The 15,921-nt window shown below is 56.8% G+C and carries 19 protein-coding genes; 12 read left to right on the top strand and 7 right to left on the bottom strand.

Features of this window, described 5'->3' with window-relative positions:
* Positions 1-146 precede the first annotated feature (146 nt).
* The 3 genes from BA177_RS02310 to BA177_RS02320 form a co-directional block, all read right to left on the bottom strand.
* Positions 147-1,127: a malate dehydrogenase gene (locus tag BA177_RS02310; protein WP_068612383.1), complete on the bottom strand. Its 981-nt coding sequence runs from the start codon at positions 1,125-1,127 to the stop codon at positions 147-149.
* Between the two features lie 149 nt (positions 1,128-1,276).
* Positions 1,277-2,032, bottom strand: coding sequence for a hypothetical protein (locus tag BA177_RS02315; protein ID WP_068612385.1), 756 nt, complete (start codon positions 2,030-2,032; stop codon positions 1,277-1,279).
* 24 nt (positions 2,033-2,056) lie between these two features.
* Positions 2,057-2,626 carry an RNA polymerase sigma factor gene (locus BA177_RS02320; protein ID WP_068612387.1) on the bottom strand — a complete coding sequence of 190 codons (570 nt, stop codon included), beginning with the start codon at positions 2,624-2,626 and terminating at the stop codon, positions 2,057-2,059.
* Positions 2,627-3,336: 710 nt separating this feature from the next.
* Here BA177_RS02320 and BA177_RS02330 point away from each other — a divergent pair.
* Genes BA177_RS02330 through BA177_RS02340 form a run of 3 tightly spaced genes read left to right on the top strand, consistent with a single transcriptional unit; the run spans position 3,337 to position 5,496 of the window.
* Positions 3,337-3,726, top strand: coding sequence for a GntR family transcriptional regulator (locus BA177_RS02330; RefSeq protein ID WP_068612392.1), 390 nt, complete (start codon positions 3,337-3,339; stop codon positions 3,724-3,726).
* The gene (locus BA177_RS02335; RefSeq protein ID WP_068618759.1) at positions 3,719-4,576 is read left to right on the top strand and encodes an ABC transporter ATP-binding protein; all 858 of its coding nucleotides are present in this window, start codon (positions 3,719-3,721) and stop codon (positions 4,574-4,576) included. The genes BA177_RS02330 and BA177_RS02335 overlap by 8 nt, the downstream gene beginning before the upstream one ends.
* Positions 4,573-5,496: a hypothetical protein gene (locus tag BA177_RS02340; RefSeq protein ID WP_068612394.1), complete on the top strand. Its 924-nt coding sequence runs from the start codon at positions 4,573-4,575 to the stop codon at positions 5,494-5,496. The genes BA177_RS02335 and BA177_RS02340 overlap by 4 nt, the downstream gene beginning before the upstream one ends.
* A 12-nt stretch (positions 5,497-5,508) precedes the next feature.
* Here the strand turns inward: BA177_RS02340 and pspF are convergent, their stop codons facing one another.
* Positions 5,509-6,534 (bottom strand): phage shock protein operon transcriptional activator, encoded by a 1,026-nt coding sequence (pspF, locus tag BA177_RS02345; RefSeq protein WP_068612396.1) that lies wholly within the window; start codon positions 6,532-6,534, stop codon positions 5,509-5,511.
* A gap of 187 nt (positions 6,535-6,721) precedes the next feature.
* Here pspF and pspA point away from each other — a divergent pair, with 187 nt between their 5' ends.
* The 6 genes from pspA to BA177_RS02375 are packed head-to-tail and all read left to right on the top strand — an operon-like array spanning position 6,722 to position 9,084.
* Positions 6,722-7,402 carry a phage shock protein PspA gene (gene pspA, locus BA177_RS02350; RefSeq protein ID WP_068612398.1) on the top strand — a complete coding sequence of 227 codons (681 nt, stop codon included), beginning with the start codon at positions 6,722-6,724 and terminating at the stop codon, positions 7,400-7,402.
* Positions 7,402-7,641: an envelope stress response membrane protein PspB gene (gene pspB / locus BA177_RS02355; protein ID WP_068612400.1), complete on the top strand. Its 240-nt coding sequence runs from the start codon at positions 7,402-7,404 to the stop codon at positions 7,639-7,641. The genes pspA and pspB overlap by 1 nt, the downstream gene beginning before the upstream one ends.
* Entirely contained in the window at positions 7,638-7,943 is a 306-nt protein-coding gene (locus BA177_RS02360; RefSeq protein ID WP_082989795.1) for a PspC domain-containing protein, read from the top strand. The genes pspB and BA177_RS02360 overlap by 4 nt, the downstream gene beginning before the upstream one ends.
* The gene (gene pspC / locus BA177_RS02365; RefSeq protein WP_082989796.1) at positions 7,940-8,326 is read left to right on the top strand and encodes an envelope stress response membrane protein PspC; all 387 of its coding nucleotides are present in this window, start codon (positions 7,940-7,942) and stop codon (positions 8,324-8,326) included. Before BA177_RS02360 ends, pspC begins: the two co-directional genes overlap by 4 nt.
* A 43-nt stretch (positions 8,327-8,369) precedes the next feature.
* On the top strand, positions 8,370-8,591 hold the full coding sequence (locus tag BA177_RS02370; protein WP_068612404.1) for a hypothetical protein: 222 nt from the start codon (positions 8,370-8,372) through the stop codon (positions 8,589-8,591).
* Between the two features lie 28 nt (positions 8,592-8,619).
* Positions 8,620-9,084, top strand: coding sequence for a DUF6231 family protein (locus BA177_RS02375; RefSeq protein WP_068612406.1), 465 nt, complete (start codon positions 8,620-8,622; stop codon positions 9,082-9,084).
* Between the two features lie 2 nt (positions 9,085-9,086).
* Here the strand turns inward: BA177_RS02375 and BA177_RS02380 are convergent, their stop codons facing one another.
* The 3 genes from BA177_RS02380 to BA177_RS18735 all read right to left on the bottom strand — a co-directional run bounded on the left by BA177_RS02380 (position 9,087) and on the right by BA177_RS18735 (position 12,732).
* The gene (locus tag BA177_RS02380) at positions 9,087-9,461 is read right to left on the bottom strand and encodes a hypothetical protein (protein WP_068612408.1); all 375 of its coding nucleotides are present in this window, start codon (positions 9,459-9,461) and stop codon (positions 9,087-9,089) included.
* A 161-nt stretch (positions 9,462-9,622) separates the two neighbouring features.
* Positions 9,623-12,073, bottom strand: coding sequence for a bifunctional diguanylate cyclase/phosphodiesterase (locus BA177_RS02385; protein ID WP_068612410.1), 2,451 nt, complete (start codon positions 12,071-12,073; stop codon positions 9,623-9,625).
* A gap of 260 nt (positions 12,074-12,333) precedes the next feature.
* Positions 12,334-12,732 (bottom strand): bactofilin family protein, encoded by a 399-nt coding sequence (locus tag BA177_RS18735; protein ID WP_068612413.1) that lies wholly within the window; start codon positions 12,730-12,732, stop codon positions 12,334-12,336.
* A 149-nt stretch (positions 12,733-12,881) separates the two neighbouring features.
* Between BA177_RS18735 and gshA the strand changes: the two genes are divergently transcribed.
* The 3 genes from gshA (at position 12,882) to BA177_RS02405 (ending at position 15,904) form a co-directional block, all read left to right on the top strand.
* Entirely contained in the window at positions 12,882-14,465 is a 1,584-nt protein-coding gene (gene gshA, locus BA177_RS02395) for a glutamate--cysteine ligase (protein ID WP_082989797.1), read from the top strand.
* 222 nt (positions 14,466-14,687) lie between these two features.
* On the top strand, positions 14,688-15,227 hold the full coding sequence (locus tag BA177_RS02400) for a hypothetical protein (RefSeq protein WP_068612415.1): 540 nt from the start codon (positions 14,688-14,690) through the stop codon (positions 15,225-15,227).
* A complete protein-coding gene (locus BA177_RS02405; protein WP_068612417.1) occupies positions 15,224-15,904 on the top strand; it encodes a hypothetical protein in 681 nt (226 codons plus the stop codon). The genes BA177_RS02400 and BA177_RS02405 overlap by 4 nt, the downstream gene beginning before the upstream one ends.
* Positions 15,905-15,921: the final 17 nt, after the last annotated feature.

Below are 15,921 nucleotides of genomic sequence, written 5' to 3' on the forward strand. Positions count from 1 at the left end.
CGGTCGCCGCTAATTCGGGCCTGCCGTAGCAGGCCCGGCTCAATTCGGACGTGCCCCCGGCGACACATCGCGTAAGTGTGCCGGCGTCCAGCCGGCACACTTGATTACCCTAGCACCCGCCAAACGGGCGCGCCACTGGCATTTGTTCAGGCGAGCAGCTCTTCGATAGCGGCTCTTTCTTCCCGTAATTCCTGCTCGGTGGCCTGCATGCGTTCGCGGCTGAAGTCATTGACCTCCAGGTCCTGCACGATTTCGTAGTCGCCGTTTTTGCAGCGGACCGGGTACGAGTAGACGATCCCGGCCTCGATGCCGTAACTGCCGTCAGCCGGTATGCCCATGCTGACCCAGTCGCCATCAGCGGTGCCCAGTGCCCAGTCGTGCATGTGGTCAATTGCCGCCGAGGCAGCTGATGCTGCCGACGATGCGCCGCGGGCCTTGATGATCGCTGCACCGCGCTGTTGCACGGTGGGTATGAAGTCGTCGCTCAGCCAGCTTTGATCTACGAGGTCTGTGGCAGCCTTGCCTTTCACGGTTGCGTGATGAACATCCGGGTACTGCGTCGCGGAATGGTTGCCCCAGATCGTCAGTTGACGGATGTCGGTAACGTGACTGCCCGTTTTGGCAGCCAGCTGGGCCGCGGCACGATTGTGGTCCAGTCGCGTCATCGCCGTGAAATTGCGCGGATCAATGTCAGGGGCATTGCTGCTAGCGATCAAAGCATTGGTGTTCGCCGGGTTACCGACGACCAGCACCTTGATGTCCCGACTGGCGTGGTCGTTCATTGCCTTGCCCTGTACCGAGAATATCTGCGCATTCGCCTGCAGCAGGTCTTTGCGCTCCATGCCGGGTCCGCGCGGACGCGCGCCGACCAGCAACGCGTAATCACTGTCACGGAATGCTTCGTTCACGTCGTCGGTGGCGACAACGCCGGCCAGACCGGGGAATGCGCAGTCGTCCAGCTCCATCACTACGCCCTTCAGCGCATCCAGTGCCTGCGGAATTTCAAGAAGTTGCAGAATGATCGGCTGGTCGGAGCCAAGCATCTGGCCGGAGGCGATACGAAAGGCGAGTTGATAGCCAATCTGTCCGGCGGCACCCGTGATAGTTACGCGAACTGGTTTTTTCATGTTAGTCCCTGATTTTAATACGAAATAGACTTTTGACAGACAGGCGGCCGAGCCAACGGCGCCTGGCGAAGGGTTACCACGTGACCGCAAGGAGTGTGGCGGGCGGCGATTCTAGCATTGCCGTGCCGTCACGGCACATCGTGGGCGGATTACTCCGGGGCGTTAAAGTCGGGGTGGCGCCTGTTTAACAAAAGCCGTTCCTTGTCCGCGACCTCGTCAGCGCCGGACTCTTGCAGGTCGACGATGCATTGCCACCATTCGTCGGCGCCGTTCGCCTCGGCCTCCTGGCACTGACGCCAGTTGTCACGGCTGTCGTTGTAAGTCATGTCAGCCTGTGCTGCCGCGACGGCAGCTGCGGTTGAGTCGGGGGTGGTCCGGGACTCTGCCGGTACCTGGGTTGCTTCATTCAACGCTTGCCCCGCCTTCTCATTCGATGGTCGTGTTGCACGGCGGCTGTTGCCGAATTTGTTGAGCTGCGGTAACTGGCGGTTCGTAAGATCTGAACGTTGTTCCGGAGACGGTGCGGCCTGACGCGGTTCGGAAGTTGAGAGTTTTTCCTCCCGCATCTGCCGTATGGCACGGTTCGCCGGCGTATCGTCATCGTTGGCAACACCGCTGCCGGTTGACAAGGATGGGGCCGATTCGCTGCTGGCTTCATCGGCAGGCAGCGGGGCGAGATTCTGCATGTCATAGACCAGCGCAATTCCAAGTACGAGGGTTGCGGCGAACGCGAGCGGCCTGCCCCAGGCGGACAGGATTTGACCGATGCCGGGTTTGGCCGTGGCTGCGGCCGCCGCGCTTTCCAGGACCGCTCGATTCAGCTTGTCAGGTGCACGGACGTCCTGGCTGGAGTGGTACGTTTCCCGCAAGCGTTGTTCAGCGTCATTGTGGTCTTCAGTGTTCACTGTGTGCTGCTCATTCCCTTCGCCTCATTCGGCCAACGCGTTCGATTCATTGGGTTCGGCGAATAATGTAGTCAACTTGCTCGTGGCATAGCGAAGCCTGCTTTTCGCGGTTTCGTGGGCAACCCCCGTAACGTGGGCAATTTCGTCTACGCTCAGACCAGCTTCCTCGCGCAATAGAAAAGCATCGCGCTGTTCCAGCGGTAGTTGCTCGAGTGCGGCAAGCAATCGCTGCCGCGCCAGGTTTTTTTCAGCGAGCAGCTCCGGGCTGTCCGTATCCGCCGCGAATTGGTCAGGGTCGTGGTTGGGCCCGGCGCCGTAGCGCTTGTTGCGCCGCACGAAATCGATAAAAGAGTTGTGCGCCACCCGGTACATCCAGGTAGTGAATTTTGCGGTCGGGCGATAGGTGCTGCGTGCTTTGATGATCTTGCCCCAAACCTCCTGGAAAACATCGGCGGCAGCATCCGGATTGCCGGACAGCCGCAGCAAGTACCGATAAAGAGCATCGTTGTGCCGCGAGTACAGCAGTTCGAATGCCGACACGTCACCGTCGCGGTAGCGCAGCATCAGCGCTGAATCATCTGGCAAGACACTCATTGGTCGAGCATAGGCCACCGGCGGTGGCGACGAAAGCGCTTGCCTGCCTATCGTTGTTACATGGCTGGGGCAGTTCACGGGCGGCGGCAGTCATTGGTCGGGGGCCGCGGGCGTTGTGGTACCTGAGTGTTCAAGCGTGGCCTCGGCTGTGCATTGTGACGGTATTACTAGTAACGCGGGCCGGGCAGCGACGGGGTTAAACGGTTGCAGGCTTGCAATCCGATAGCTAGGTGTTATAGTTGACTATAACACTAGTTCACCGATCGGCAAGATCGGACCAGACACAGGAATTACGAGGAACAGGCGATGAATCGTCAGGCGAGCAGGGGATTACCGAAACAGATTACGTTGGCCGTATTCATGTTGTTGCTGATTGCCGTTATAGCGGCCCAGGCCGGGCCTGCAGGTACCAGGCAGGCATCGTTTGTTGCGACCACAGATACGGTTCGGGATGGTGGCGGGCTGTTGACAGCCCGGCTGGCGAGGCTTGCCTTTAGGCAGTCTGAGTCGGCGGTGGGCCCGGATCCTCAAACACCGATGCTGAGGCGTCATTAGCGGCCGCTCCATTCAGAGTGTGGCGCTAACGATGCAACGACGGATGCTGCCTTTGTACTGTTCTGTCCTGATACCATCGGGGCATCCAAAGCAACACACGTAATGAGCCCGGCCGGCACCATGGTGGGCTAAAAATGACAATGGCTGGAGTGTCAATGGATCCAAAATGGAATGACGATCTGCCGATCTACCGTCAGCTACGGGATCGGGTGGTCGCGATGATCCTTGAGGGCGTGCTGGCCGATGGTGACGCGTTGCCTTCTGTCCGCAACGTCGCTGCCGAGTACCGGCTGAATCCGCTCACCGTATTGAAGGGCTACCAGGAACTGGTTGACGAGGGCTTGGTGGAAAAGAAGCGGGGGCGAGGCATGTTTGTCACCGACGGAGCCAACAAACAGCTATTGAAAGATGAGCGCCGCCGCTTTCTTGAAAAAGAGTGGCCGGCCGTCATCGCTACGATCGAACGCCTCGGCCTGGACCGGGCGGACCTGCTGGCAGACAGGCCGACAACGAATAATAAGAACGATGGAGCCGGGAATGACTAGTCTGGTGGATGCAAAGAGCGTGTCGAAGTCTTACGGTAGTTTGCGAGCCGTTGACGATGTCAGCTTCACAATAGAAAAGGGCCGCATTACCGGTTTGATCGGTCCGAATGGCGCCGGCAAGACTACTCTGCTGAAAGCTATTTTGGGCCTGACAGACTGCCAGGGCAGCCTTTCTGTGCTTGGGCTAGACCCGTTCCGACAGCGCCGCGAACTGATGCAGAACATTTGTTTTATCGCTGATGTTGCGGTCCTGCCGCGCTGGATACGCGTATCGCAGCTACTGGACTTCACGGAGCAGGTGCATCCCAAATTTTCCCGCAAGCGAGCAAACGAGTTGCTGGCGGCCACGCGCATCAAGCTTTCGTCAAAAGTCCGTGAGCTTTCGAAAGGCATGATCACGCAGCTGCACCTGTCCATCATATCGGCGGTTGATGCGCGTCTGTTGGTGCTTGATGAGCCTACCCTGGGTCTCGATATCATTTTCCGCAAGGACTTCTACGGAAATCTGCTGGACGGGTATTTCGACGATGAACGTACCATTCTGATCACGACCCATCAGGTGGAAGAAATCGAAAACCTCTTGACGCATGTAATGTTCATCAATGACGGTCGCCTGGTGCTTGACTCGGCGATGGACGATCTGCCGCAGAAATTTGTTGAGTTGCAAACGTCGGGCAGCAAAGCGGAAGCTGCGCGAGCGTTTAGTCCACTGTACGAGCGCGAAAGTTTTGGCAAAAAGGTCATGATGTTCGAGAACGTCGCGCGCGAGAAGCTCAACGAATTCGGTGAGACGCGAACGCCTGCAATAGCAGATTTGTTCGTTGCGAAGGTGAAGGGAGCTGCCGCATGATTCAAACTCAATTGGCACTGCTGCAACGCGAGCTGTGGGAGCACCGGTCGATCTATGTTGCGCCGCTGGTGGTAGCGCTGCTGATTGCCCTCATGTCGATCACCGGTCAGGTTGCAGTCTCCGCCTTCGATACGCAGGTTGATCTGTCGATTCTCGGCGCCAGCAACCTGGGTGAAACGGAGCGGGCGGCGGCAGTTACCGTCTTGACGTCAGCGATTTCGGCGATGCTGATGATGACCATGGCGATACTCGGCGTGTTCTATTTGCTGGATGCCCTGTACACGGAGCGGCGGGACAAAAGTATCCTTTTCTGGCGTTCACTGCCGATTACCGATGCGGAAACGGTCATATCGAAGCTGCTGACCGCGGTTGTTGTCATACCGCTGGTGACGTTCGCTATCGTGGTTGTTACACAAATTTTTGTGGTGGCGATTTCTTCCATGTGGGTAAGTGGCCGTGGCGGCGATGGTTGGAGCCTGATTTGGGGTGCGACGCCGTTTCTGGATACCTGGTTCGCGACCTTGTTGTTCTTTCTTGCCATACCGCTCTGGTACATGCCGTTCGCCGGTTGGTTCCTGTTTGTCTCGGCATGGACGCGTCGGTCGCCGTTCCTGGTGGCCATACTGCCGCTGTTCGTGGTGCCTATGCTTGAGCGCATTCTGGTTGGCACCTCGTTCTTCCGGGAGGCAATATTCGGGCGTTTCTCAGCGATGCCGCTGTTCGGCGGATTCGACAGCGCCGGTATATTGATTGTTGAGGACGGCCCACCAACGTTTGACGCGGATGCGAAAGCCAGTTTGCTGGCCTTGATCGATTTGCCGGCCTACCTGAGTGACCCCGCGCTGTGGACCGGGATAGTGGTCGGCGGTTTGTTTACGGCGGCGGCAATCTACGTGCGACGTTATCGGGACGACAGCTGAGGTTTGGCAAGGTTAATCCGCATGCAGTTGCAATTGATGCTTGCGGATCCTTCCCCGAAACTGATCATAACTGAGCTCCAGCAGCTCTGCCGCCACCTTCTGATTGAAGCGCGCTTTCCGCAGAGCTTCCTGCAAGAGCTTCTTTTCCGTATCCGCAAGTGTCGCTTTTAAATTGGCCGGTAGTAGCGGCCGCCGGTTCTCTTGTGTCTGAGGTGAGGCCACAACTCCCGTACGCACGGGTTCTTTACGCAGTCTGAACGGTGAGTCAAACGGGTCGAACGCGATTTCTGTAATGGGCTGGTCGGGCTCGCCTGCGCGGTATACCGAGCGTTCGACAGCATTCTTCAGCTCGCGCACGTTGCCCGACCAATTGTGCCGCAACAACGACGACGACGCTTTGGAGCTGAAACCGGGGAAATAGGCCAGCTTCAGTTCGCTGACCATATTGACAGCGAACGCGTACGCCAAGGGCAGTATGTCTTCAAGCCTTTCGCGCAACGGCGGTAAGGTAATAACGTCGAATGCGAGGCGGTCCAGCAAATCGTCCCGAAACAGGCCGCTCCTGACTCGCTCCTGCAAGTCCGCATTGGTTGAGCCGACGATTCTGACATTGACCCGCAACGTGTCGGAACCGCCAACCCGTTGCAGTTCTCCGTATTCAATAACGCGCAGTATTTTTTCCTGCATGCGCAGGGAGATTGTCGCCAGTTCGTCGAGAACCAGCGTGCCCCCGTTCGCTCGTTCGAAGTGACCGATGTGGCCTTTCACGGCCCCGGTAAACGCGCCAGCCTCGTGACCGAACAATTCGGACTCCAGTATGGATTCGGTCAATGCGGCGCAATTGACCTTGATCAGCGGCTGCTCCCAGCGCTGCGACAGGAAATGCAGGCGAGCGGCTATCAGTTCCTTGCCGGTTCCTCTTTCGCCAACCACCAGGACGGGCTTGTCGAGCGGCGCGGCGCGCGACACATGCTCGAGCATGGCTAGAAACGCAGGCGCTTCGCCAATGATGGGTTGAACACGGCCGTCGGCAGACATTGGTGAAAAATACTATAAGGCTGTCAAAAAGACCAATAGATAGTGAGTTTCACCAAGTCCGGGTTTGCGGCAAATTTTGGGTGCCCTCCCGAATAGTTCGAAATTTCAATGAGTTATGCGCGTCCGGTTGCTTTGGCACGGAAGCTGCAACACACAGCATGACCACGAACTTTAAGAGGGTGAAATCATGGGCATATTCACGAGATTCAGTGACATCGTGAACTCGAATATCAACGCCATTCTGGATAAAGCAGAAGACCCGGAAAAAATCGTCCGGCTGATGATTCAGGAAATGGAGGATACGTTGGTTGAGGTTCGGTCCGCAGCGGCCCGATCCATTGCGGACAAGAAAGACCTGAACCGCAAGCTGGAAACGCTCGAACGCGACTTGGCTGAATGGGATAACAAAGCCGAACTGGCGTTGCGCAAAGGGCGTGAAGACTTGGCGAAGGCCGCGTTGATCGAGAAATCCAAGGTTGCCGCTGCCACGGATTCAATACGTGCCGACTACGCCGCGGTTGACGACGGACTTGCCAAACTCAATGACGACATTGCCCGGCTTGAAGGGAAACTGAATGATGCCAAGACCCGGCAGAAATCCCTGCTGGCAAGACACAAGACAGCGAACAGTCGTCTCCAGGCCCGTAAGAAAATTCACGACTATCAAATTGACGACGCGCTCGTGCGGTTCGAGCAGTACACCCGACGCATAGATGACGTTGAAGGGCGCATCGAGGCCTACGACCTGGGCTTGCCAAAAGATCTTAACCACGAATTCGCCAGCCTGGAGGCGGAGGAGTCGGTTGCACAAGAGCTCGCCGACCTGAAGCGACGGGTTTCCGGGAATGTAGCTGAAGAGGCGAAATAGTGGGCGGAGGAGTAGGTGAGCTGGTCGCCATCGCGATTATTGTATTTGTCGCGATTCCGGCACCGCTGTTCATTGTTTTGCATTTCATTACGAAGTGGAAACAGTCGCGGGAGCTGTCGGGCGGCGACGAAAAAATGATGGAGGATCTCTGGTTGTTGTCAGAAAAACTGGATGACCGGCTGGAGGCCCTGGAGACGATACTGGACAACGAATTACCGGGCTGGAGGAAAAATCGATGAGTACATCGGGCAGATCGACAGGGGAATGCGGTGGCCCTGCCTTGCGCGGGCTGTACCGGGATCGCGAGAATGGCTGGATCTTCGGCGTTTGTGCCGGATTTGCCGAGTTTGCGAACTTCCGTACCACGACCGTCAGAATTATCGCCGTGCTGTGCCTGGTGTTTTTCTTTGTACCGACGGCGCTAACCTATATAGCCGCCACGTTGTTGATACGGCAGCGCCCGCTCACGTATTCAGGTGTACGTGCAGAGCAGGAGTTTTGGAGGAGTCATCGCTGTAACGATCACTGGAGAGCGTCATGAGCCCGCGGGACGGCTTGTCCACTCGCCGGTTTTATCGCGACTCCCGGCGTGGAATGATCGGCGGTGTGTGTGCTGGTATTGCGGACTATTTCGCGTTCAACCTGACCGCGACCCGAATCCTGACTGTCGTGATGCTGATAAGCTTCATGCCGGTGACGCTGCTTGCCTACTTTGGTTGCGTGATGCTCGTGCCGTCTGACCGTGGTCTGACCCGGCAGGAGTCTTACGATCCCGGGTTCAGGAAAGCAATGCGTTCGAATCCGGCGAATACGCTTGCCGATGTGAAGCGAAAGTTTCAGAAGCTCGACTCACGCCTGGCGCGGCTTGAGCGTTACGTGACGTCATCTCGATTCAATCTTGATCAAGAATTCCGAAATCTCTGAGATACAAAAAAATATGCAGTCCGAAAAGCGTAGGGGAGAGTGAATGAACGGAGTATTTACCTTTGTAGTGCTGCTTGCGGCTATTGTCCTGTCCGCAAGGCTCATTGAAACGTGGCTGAAGCAAAGAGCCGGCAAGGCGGAAGCCGACGAGAGTATCGGCGAGACACTGGAGAAGATCGATCGTCTGGAGGAGCGTATCCGCGTTCTCGAGCGTATCGTTACTGAGAACCGGGTCGACCTGAAACAGCAAATCGATAATCTGTAGACAATTCGACCGATCGCAGCAGGCAGCCATGTCCTCGCAAATCAAATTCCTCGAAGATCGCCTGAACGGGATCTCCAGCAGCAATGACGACTACTCAGCGATTGTCGTCAGTAAAGAACCGCAGTTATTGCGAAATCTGAACTGGCCGGCGAACACGGTTTGGCTGGACACGATCGACAAGCCCGATTGCCTCGATATATCGGTACGTAGTGATCTGGGCGTGATTTTCAAGCAGTTCGAACATATGCCGAGCGACTTAGTGATGCCGTTGCTGGCCCGACTGCGTGATTGCCATTGTGATGAACTGCTGGTGCACAGCGGTGGCAAGAGCCTGACCACCCGGGAAATGCTCGCGCTGGGCTTTACGCGAGCCACTTCCAGTGAGTCAGGAGGCTGGTTTCATTACCAGCGAGAAGAGTTCTACGAAGAGCGCACCTGGAACTCGCCCGACCAGTGGGCTCATCCGCAGAACTACAAACGGTTTCGTTGGTAGCGTTATTCGCCCCGCGCTTTAAATGCCTGAACCTGTTCGTTGAAACGTGCCGCTACCATTTCCATCTCGTCCACGGCGGCGTTGTACTTCTTGTTGACCATTTCTTCGCGCTGTTGCTCGTCTTCCGGGCTCAATTCAGCTTCCGCACGAGCCGCTTTTTCTTCTTCCAGCAAGCAGTCGAGATACGCTTCCATGCTAGCTACGAATGCTTTGACATCGCGCTGACCCGCAATCATTTCTTCCTTGCTGGCGGAGTCGCCATTCGGAATATCAACGCGAGTTGGGTAGTCGCAAGCAAAGCTGGTCTGTGCAAGAAACACAAGGGTCGCGGCGCCGACTAATTTGGTTACTCTGTTCATCAGGTCGATTTTATCCATGCAAGCGGCGGGTGCGCGGCACCGGCGCCGGTTAAAGAAGTGAGTGCCGCGCTATTTAAGCATTTTGCCCGGACTGAGTGAAGTGTGAGTGAAACTTATTGAATTATAAGTAATTTATAGGATGCCATCAGATGCGGCCATGCGCCAGACGGGTGCGCCGATCAAGCAAAAAGCGCGCGGTATTTGTCCGTTCCATCTGCTTGCGCCAGTAACAATTCGAGATAGTTATCCGAACTCATCGGATCGCCGAACAGCAGGCCCTGCACGTAGTTGCAGTCGAGCGTTTGCAGGAATGCCAGTTGTTCTTCCGTTTCGACGCCCTCGGCAACTACATCCATTTTCAGACTGCGTCCCATGTGCACGATCGTACCCACGATCGTCGCATCATCCGGATTTACTGCGATATCGCGCACAAACGACTTGTCGATTTTCAGCGTGCTGATAGGGAACTGCTGGAGCGCACTCAAGGATGAATAGCCAGTGCCGAAATCATCAATCGCGAGATGCAGTCCCAGCGCATACAGCTCATCCAGCAACTTGATCGTTCGTGCCGGATTCTCCATCAAGGTTGTTTCAGTGATCTCCAGCTCCAGAGAGGTTGGCGATACACCGTAGCCCCGCATGATGGCGCTGATTCGATTGATAAAGTTAGCTTGTCTTAGTTGCTTCAATGACAGATTAACTGAAACGCGGCCCGGAGACGGAACCGATCGCTGCCAGTAACGGAAATCTTCACAAACCCGATCCAGTACCCATTCGCCAATTTCTACAATCAGGTTGGTCTCTTCCGCAATTGGAATGAAGTCTGACGGAAGAATAATGCCGCGCTCCGGCAGCTCCCAGCGGACCAGTGCTTCGGCACCGATAACTTCGCCAGTGGCCAGGTTGTATTTGGGTTGATAATGAACCAACAGCTCGTCGCGTTCGAAGGCGCGCTTCAGTTTGCTCTTGGTCATGAGCCGCTCGACGGCCGCTTCGTTCATTTCGGGGCTGTAATAGGCAAATACATTGCCGCCTGCTTTCTTGGCGTGGTACAGGGCAGCGTCGGCATTGCGGATCAGGTCAATGACATCAGCCGCATCGGTCGGGTAGCTGGCAATGCCCATACTCGCGGTCATGAACACTTCGTGACCCTGCACGTAGAAGGGATCGGCCAGGCGGTCAAGAATACTGCGTGCCAGCTTGTCGAGCATGGGCAGAGTGTCCGGGTCGTCGGCAAGACGGTCGACGATGACGGCAAACTCGTCACCCGCAAGCCGTCCGACCACTGTGCCTTCCGGCAATGCCTCACCCAGTCGGTTGGCAACGGTCTCCAGAGTGGTATCGCCGGCCAGATGCCCGAACGTGTCGTTGATCTCTTTGAACTGGTCGACGTCAATATATAAGAGGCAGAGTGATTTTCGTGACCGTTTGGCGCGCGCAATGGCTCGTTGCAGCAAGTGTTGAAACTGCATTCGATTGGGGACTTTGGTCAACGCATCGATACGGGCGAGGTAGCGTATTCGTTGTTCCGCTTTGCGGCGTTCGGTGATGTTTTGGGCGGCGTAGATTCGGTCTGCCGTCTCCTCGTCGTCGCCGATGATAGAGCCCGTGTATGAAACCGGAACACGTTCGCCGTCTTTGGTCAGAAACATTGCTTCCATCGGGATGCCGGTCGGTGCATCTGTCTTCAACAGTTCGCCGCGCTCATTGTCGAGTATGCAGCTCAGCGGTTGTCCGACGAGTTCTACGTCACCGTAATTCAACATACGGGCGGTGGCGTGATTGACTTTGGTGATCATGTTGTCGGCGGAGGTAACGACTATGGCTTCGTTCATGCCGCTCAGGATGTTGTCGACGTAGTCACGAGAGATCGTTGTCCGCTTCAGACGGTCACGCATGTTATTGAAGACGTCGACCAGTTCGCCCAGTTCATCGCCTCGCGGCCCGTGCAAATCCTCGCCGAAATTTGATTCGCTTAACTTTTCCGCCTGAGTCTTGATCTCGCGAATACGCTGATTTTGCGAACGGATTATCAGCCATACAACGGCGCCGCAAAGCAGCAGCATGATCGCCATGGTTACGCCGATCCACAGGAAACTGCTCTGCCGGTGCTGTTGTTCGGCGGCCAGCATGTTGTTCCTGAACTCCGTGGTGGCTTCTTGCAAACCGATAAGGCCGAAGTTGCCGTACAACGTACCAAGACGTTCGCCGTCCTGCTCAACCGGGTACTGCAACTGCAGTCTTTGCTCTTCCCAGTGCACTCCCGACTGAGGGATAGACGCTGGGAGTTCACCAGCCTCAAGGACCGTATCGCCATCGATGGATACGAACCGAAGTCCGATAAAGTCGTCCCGGCCCTCTACCGCGTGCCTGAGCAGTTCCTGGTTCGACATCACCTCCGGCTCACCGTCCGTAAAGTCCAGGCTATCGGCGATACGGTGCAGGCGGGCCCGGGAGCGACGTTCGAACCCAGCCGCAAGACTGCGCTCGTGCTGGCGCATGCCTGTTTCCACCAGGGCGCCGGCCATCGACTGGTATTGAGCGTAGAAGTTGCCGAGCAGCAGAATACAGACCACGGCCGCCAGTGCGACGGCGAGTATCAGATATCTGGGTAGGATTTTGCCGGTCATTCTGGTTAAGACCTGGGGCGAGGCTCCGTGTTTGCCAGACTGCCTGAAAATTTCAGTAGCTGGTTACATTTCTAGTTATTATCGGTTTCGGCCCCGAAGTGGAGACATGGCGAGAAAATGCCGCTTCCCGAGCTCCGGTGACGCCCCAGTCTACCATCCGTTACGAGCGGTATAGAAACATAAGTCCATGCTTGTTATGGAAAGTACGGCTTGCAGACGCGCCAGAGCCCGACGCCGGGGGCGCCAGAAACGGCTCCAGGCTAGCCCTGGTTGCGTTTTTCCACGAATTCAACCGGCCCCGGGGCCGAGGTGGTCTGCATCGTGCCTTCAACGACAGCCCCCTCCGCCACAGCGATGGCCTCTCCGGTAACGGTGCCGACTATACGGGCCGTATTGCTGATTTCTATGCGGCCGTCCGAGACGACATCGCCCTCGACACGGCCAGCAATGATCACTGCTCCGGCCTTGATTCGGCCCTTCCAGAAACCTTTCTGAGTCAATGTGACCGTGCCCTCGAGGTCGCAATCACCATCAACCTCGCCGCTGATCATGAAATCGCCGCTGCCGGACAAGGCTCCGGAGATCTTGCAGCCTTCGCTGATCAGGGAGGCGGGTCCTCTGCTGGCATCGCGCAGCCGTCGCAGTTTCGGGTCGTTCATAAGCAGGCTCAAGAATCGGCATTGGGAATGGCCAATGATAGTACGCTGATCGCTGAGTGCTGTGAAACAGTTAGCATTGCTGTATCCGTCGTTGGCAGTCCCGGAGCCCGTCTGTATAGTCGCTGCTTCAGCTGCGGGAGACCTGTGCGTTGAGCAAATTATTTCAGCAGAGAATAAGCCTGCTGGTGAACAGCAATTCCGCACATAGCATGTGGGGTGGCTACAAAGGTATTGAGAAAGAGTCATTGCGGGTATCCGCCGATGGCTATCTTGCCCAAACACCACATCCTGTCGGCCTGGGTTCGGCGCTTAGCAATCGGTTCATTACCACGGATTTCTCCGAGGCCTTGCTGGAGTTCGTCACGCCCGCCGTGCCCCATACCTGGGAGGCATTGCGCGATCTTTGCGATATCCACCAGTTCAGCTACCCGCGACTGAACGACGAGTTGCTGTGGGTCGCAAGCATGCCGTGCAAGATTCCGCAGGATCCGGATATTCCGCTGGCACGCTATGGCAGCTCCAATGTCGGACGCATGAAGACCATATACCGCAATGGCCTGGGCTACCGCTACGGCCGGGCAATGCAGACGATCGCTGGTCTTCACTTCAATTATTCGCTGCCGGAAAAATTCTGGCCTGTCTGGCAGGAGCTTGAAAAAAGCAGCGCTGATCCGTGTGTATTCCGGTCCTCGGCGTATCTCGGTTTGATTCGGAATTTTCGCCGACTGGGGTGGCTGACACTCTACCTGTTCGGTTCGTCGCCAGCGTTGTGCCGGTCGTTTTCTGGCGCAGCTCCGGCGAACATGCCTGAACTTGATGGCATGACCCTCTACGAGCCGTTCGCGACATCGTTACGAATGAGTGATCTTGGTTATAGCAATAAGACTCAGGCTCGACTGAACATCTCGCTTAACAGTCTCGATGAATACATCACGGATCTGAGCCGCGCTATCCGTACCCCGGACGCCACTTACGAGAAAATCGGTGTGAAAGTGAACGGTGAGTACCGCCAGCTGAATGCCAATCAACTGCAAATTGAAAATGAGTACTACAGTCCCATCAGGCCGAAGCGGGTAGCCAACAGCGGCGAGCGACCGACGGCTGCATTGCGACGCGGTGGTATTGAGTACGTCGAAGTTCGTTCGCTCGATCTGAACGTGTTCGATCCGGTTGGCATCAATCAGAACGTCATGCGCTTCACCGAAGCATTTCTGATTTACTGCCTGCTGGAAGACAGTCCATTGCTTGATGACGAGGGTTGGGACGAGTTCGCAGCCAATCAAACGGCCACGGCCAAACGCGGCCGAGACCCGGAGCTGCGCTTGCGTCGCAATGGCAAGGACATAGCGCTGGCCGACTGGGCGAACGAAATTCTGCCGAAGGTGCAGGAAGTCGCCGCACTCCTGGACCAATGCGGTAACAGTGATGACTACTCGCAGGCTGTCGCTGCGCAGCAGGCCTTGGTGGACGATCCTGAGCGCACGCCATCTGCGCGGTTGTTGTACGAGCTGACGTCATCGGGCAGCAGCTTTTTCGAGTTCGCGATGGCTGCGGCGAAAGGGCACCGGGATTATTTCGCCGCGCTGGCGCCGCTGGCTGCGGATCGTGAAAAGTTGTTCGCCACCGAGGCGGCCGAGTCTCTCGAACGGCTGCGGGAGATTGAAGCCAGCAGCACAGAAAGCCTTGACGAGTACCTCGCTGCCTATTTCGCGCCAGATACCGCCCAGGCCTGAATTCGCAAGCCACGCAAACGGGCTAATAGTGACCCCATCGACGGGGTTTCTTGCTTATCTGTGGACCAGCTCACAGTTCGCGCAAAGCGCAGGTGAGGCGTTCCGCCGGTTTGACTAAACTGCGGCCTGAACTTTGGTCGGCGTTGGTCTGCAAGGGCCGCGCAGTAATACTCTCGGGGCGACAGCTTGTTTAAGACTTTTATCGTTGGAATTTTCCTCGGCATGGCAGCTGCCGCCGCTGCTTCCTGGGTAATGCCGGTTGCCAACCCGCACCGGGAGCCGTCGCTCATTACCGTGCAGCCTAACGGCGGTAACAGTGAGCTTTTCCAGATACACATTCCCGACGATCGCATTGTTGCCGGTGGCAGCAGCGATACCACTCCGACGCCTTCCTCACTGGTCTGGCCAGACCTGGGTATCCCGGCAGGCCTGGAACTGGAACTGTTCAAGGTTCGCAACAGTGAGGACGTTGTTATTGGCCTTGCGAGTCGCATTTCTGTGTCTGGGCAGGTTGAACCTGCGGCGGTTGAATGGGCCTTGCATTTGCCAGCGCGCGGCGCACTTTATTTTCCGATGTCGGCAAATGGCGGTGAGTTTCGCAGCGGCGAACTGCGGGCAGGCACGCGTGAATTCCTGGATCGCTCGGGTCGGCTTGAAGAGCGCTACGTTCCCGACCCGGTTGTCACAGGTCAAGGACGCATAGAGCTGCGCTCATCATTGATCGGCAAACCGAGCAATCATCCGGAAGGAGAGCAACCGTGAAGTACATGCTTGCTCTGTTGGGCGGAATTCTCGCTGGCGTTGTCTTGTTTGGTCTGCTGTTGTACGTGAATCCTTTTGCGAAGGCGCCTGGCGTGTCACCGTTGGCCGTGTCGCAATCAAGCATGTTTGAACTGACTTTCTCAGCGGTGCCTGACGATACCGTCGCCACCATTTACAGCAGCAAGGCACGGCCGGATTCTCACCCGGTCCGGGTAGAGGATCTGTGGGACCCCGCGCTTGCCAATACCAAAGTCACCGTCACGGCACTGCGCAGCAGTCGCGGCCAGCCAAGGGCGATAGGCGTCAAGTTTTCTTCTCTGGCCAAAGAAGCAGGCCTGCTGCAGGCAAAAGTCCCGGTTAACAGTAACTGGCACCTGTGGATGCTGAATGACGGCGGATTATTTATCGACCAAACGGAAAACCAGTGGTTCTTGTTACGCGACGTGATCGTGCCCGCGTACCTGGGTTCCGAAGGTGCCTGGCGCGGTACGTGGTACGGAATCAAGACGATCGGGCCCGGCGCCCTGGGGACCGGGCGCGTAACTGGGGGTAGCGGTAAGCTTAATGGCGTGCAGGGTGAAGCGGTCGAATCGGCAATTGTTCGTGCTTACCAGGCCGATCGAGGGCCGGTCGCGATGGACGTCAACCTGACGTTGTCGTTGCCGGCGACCGAATAACCGTCGTACTGCGGAAG

Origin of the sequence: Woeseia oceani (genome assembly GCF_001677435.1) — a bacterium.
GTDB classification, from domain to species: Bacteria; Pseudomonadota; Gammaproteobacteria; order Steroidobacterales; family Woeseiaceae; genus Woeseia; species Woeseia oceani.